General features: G+C 53.9%; 2 protein-coding genes. Both read left to right on the top strand.

Annotation, left to right across the window (positions count from 1 at the left end):
* A partial coding sequence (locus IK012_RS08065; RefSeq protein WP_290952907.1) for a hypothetical protein occupies nt 1–1,466 on the top strand: 1,466 nt, incomplete at its 5' end.
* Nucleotides 1,467–1,543: 77 nt separating this feature from the next.
* Complete coding sequence (fusA, locus tag IK012_RS08060; RefSeq protein WP_290952904.1) at nt 1,544–3,673, top strand: elongation factor G; 2,130 nt, start codon at nt 1,544–1,546, stop codon at nt 3,671–3,673.

The following is a 3,673-nucleotide window of genomic DNA, read 5'->3' as shown; positions in this document are numbered from 1 at the left end:
TTTTTAGCCAGAAAGCCACCTCGCTCCTGGTATTTTTGCTGTTCGCCTTATTCGCATTCTCATTTTACGCGGAGCAGATTCCCGTAAACAACGGGGCCGGTTTTGACGGAGCCTTCTACCGCGAAGTTTTCAGGAATTTCTCTACGGACATTTTCACCGTCGGCTACGACAGTTTCCGCATCCAGCGCATTTTCCCATTCTGCCTCATGAATATGGTATATAATCTAGCGGGAATCCCGCTGGACAACACCCACATGATGGCCGGGATGGTCGTTTGCCATTTCTTGAACTTGGCCGTTCAAGTTCTATTCTTCTTCAAGTTGGCCAAACTGAAGGGTTGGAAAAGCGTCACGAAGGTCATCCTCTTTTCACTATTCTTTTTCAACTTTGCCGTCCTCAAAGACAACAGTTTTGAACCTTTCCAGACAGATGCTTTCGCCGTCACCATCGCCCTAGTATCGTATTACGTCTTTCTAACCGGAAAAAACGCCACAGCCTTCGCCATATCCCTCCTCGGCCTTGTCACTTGGCCCACCGTCACCTACGTAATGATTCCCCTGATCATCTTCCAAAACAAAGGCAACTTGGCAAGTGCGCCCGGACCATTCTACGCAAGATTTTTCAGGCTGCTCCCCTTCGCATACGCCGTACCCGCCATAGCACTCGTCGCTCTTTCGTTCATTCTGCACAAAGAGGCATGCCTAAACGGGCTTCTGCTTACAAGTCCCAAGCCCAGTCTTATTATTTTCAGTCTGGTCGCCATTGTCGTCTGCGGCTGGCTCGTCGCCTCCACACAAAAATTACCGCCATTCCCCTATACCCTCACCGACGTTCTTAAATCATTCCGCCTGCGACCGGCCATCGGCATCACCATCTGTATCGTCTCCATTTCGGCGATACTGCGAATTTTTGCGAACGAAGAATTCTTCTTCGACGGGAAGCTGTTCCTGCTCCAGGTCATCGCAAGGCCCCTCAAGTTTCCCCTCATCACGTTCGTTGGCCATTTTGTCTACTGGGGGCTTCTGCCTGTATTTCTCCTTATTTTTGCCAGGGATTTCGTCAAGGAATTCATGGAAAAATCGCCAGGACACGCCCTTGCGCTACTTTTTTTCATTTTCTTTGCGCTGGACAGCGAAGGAAGGCACATCGCCCCCCTCCTGCCGCTCCTGCTCGTTCCACTCGGTTCCGTCCTCGACAAGGCCAATTTTGCCCCCAAAGCGGCATTCTTTACAGTAATCTCGCAGCTAATCCTTTCACACTTCTACATGACCATTAACGTGGACGGCTTTACCGAAAGCCTGGAACAGGGGGATTTTTTTACTCCGGTAGCCCAACGTTTCTTTATGAATAACGGCCCCTGGATGACCGATACCAGCTATTTTTGCTGGATTGCCATAGCCTTTGCCGCGATAATTATCACAATCGTAGTTTTCAAGCATGCAAAACGCCCCCAAAGCGGCCAATAGCCCCTTGAATACCCCCTGAATTTTTCTACATTTGCGCCCAAACTTCAATAACATCAACTCCATTAGTGGAACAAAATATGAAAAACATTGAAAAGCACAGAAATATTGGTATTTCTGCCCACATCGACTCCGGTAAGACCACTCTTACCGAACGTATCCTCTACTTCACAAAGCGTATCCACGCTATTCACGAAGTCCGTGGCAAGGACGGCGTCGGTGCCACGATGGACTCCATGGAACTTGAACGCGAACGCGGCATCACGATTCAGTCCGCCGCCACCTTCGCAAACTGGACCCACACCAAGTCCGGCGAAGCCGACTCCATCAACATCATCGATACCCCGGGGCACGTCGACTTCACGATCGAAGTGGAACGTTCCCTCCGCGTGCTCGACGGCGCCATCCTGGTGCTCACGGGCGTCGAAGGTGTCCAGTCCCAGTCTATTACCGTTGACCGCCAGATGAAGCGCTACCACGTACCGCGCGTCGTGTTCGTCAACAAGTGCGACCGCTCCGGTGCAAACCCGCTCCGCGTGGCCGTCATGCTCAAGGAAAAGCTCAACCACAAGCCCTGCGTCATGCAGATTCCTATCGGTCTCGAGGACCAACTGAAGGGCGTGGTCGACCTCGTCGAAATGAAGGCCTACTACTTCGAAGGCGCCAACGGCGACGACATGATCGAAAAGGAAATCCCGGCCGAACTCGTCGACCAGGCTAACGACTACCGCACCCAGCTCATCGACTGCTGCGCTGACTACAGCGACGAGATCATGGAAAAGGCCATGGAAGGCCAGTACGGTGTGGACGATATCGATAAGGCCCTCATCAAGAAGACCATCCGCGAAGCCACCATCCGCCTCGAAATCACCCCGGTGTTCATGGGTTCCGCCCACAAGAACATTGGCGTGCAGAAGCTCCTCGACGGTGTTATCGACTACCTCCCCTGCCCGACCGACGTTGAAAACAAGGCCCTCGACCTCGACAACAACGAAGCCGAAGTCGTGCTCAAGAGCGTAGACAACGAACCGCTCGTCTGCTACGCGTTCAAGCTCGTGAACGACCGCTACGGCCAGCTCACCTACATCCGCGTGTACCAGGGCACCCTCAAGAAGGGCGACATGATCACCAACATGGCCACCGGCAAGAAGGTGTCCGTGGGCCGTCTCGTGCGTATGCACGCTGACGAAATGGTGGACATCACCGAAGCCGGCGCTGGCGACATCGTTGCACTGTTCGGTATCGACTGTGCTTCCGGTACGACCTTCACCGACGGCAAGAACCACTACAACATGACTTCCATGCACGTTCCTAACCCGGTTATCGAACTTGTTATCGAAGCCAAGAACCGTGACGACCTGGACAACATGTCCAAGGCCCTCAACCGCTTCACCAAGGAAGACCCGACGTTCCAGGTGGAAGTCAACAAGGAATCCGGCGAAACCATCATCAAGGGTATGGGCGAACTTCACCTCGACGTGTACATCGAACGTATGCGCCGCGAATACAAGGTCGACGTCCAGACTGGTGCTCCGCAGGTTGCTTACCGCGAAACCATCACTCGCGAAGCCAAGTTCGAATACACCCACAAGAAGCAGACCGGTGGTTCGGGTCAGTTCGCTAAGATGTCCGGCGTGATGCGCCCGATGCCTGTCGAAGGCGACTCCGAAAAGGTCTACAACTTCGTGAACTCCGTCGTCGGCGGCCGTATTCCTAAGGAATACATCCCGTCTTGCGACAAGGGCTTCCAGAGCTGCATGCAGGCCGGTTCCCTCATCGGCTTCCCGGTCGTGGGTATCGAAATGGAAGTTCAGGACGGTGCGTTCCACCCGGTGGACTCCTCTGACATGGCGTTCCAGATTTGTGCCCGTATGGCCTTCCGCGAAGCTTTCGCCAAGGCTGGCGCCCAGATCCTCGAACCGATCATGAAGGTCGAAATCGCCACCCCGACCGAATTCCAGGGCAACGTTGTGGGTAACGTCTCCCAGCGTCGCGGTACCATCACTGGTACGAGCGAAGAACTCGGTACGACCACCATCACCGCCGAAGTTCCGCTTTCCGAAATGTTCGGTTACGCTACCGACCTCCGCTCTATGACTCAGGGCAAGGCCGAGTTCACCATGGAATTCTGCAAGTACTCTCCGGTGCCGCGCAACATCCAGGAAGAACTCATCAAGAAGTACGGCGACAAGGTCAACCAGCGTGGTTAA

Origin of the sequence: Fibrobacter sp., assembly GCF_017551775.1 — a bacterium.
Classification (GTDB): domain Bacteria; phylum Fibrobacterota; class Fibrobacteria; order Fibrobacterales; family Fibrobacteraceae; genus Fibrobacter.
This window is presented reverse-complemented; position numbering and strand designations above follow the sequence as displayed.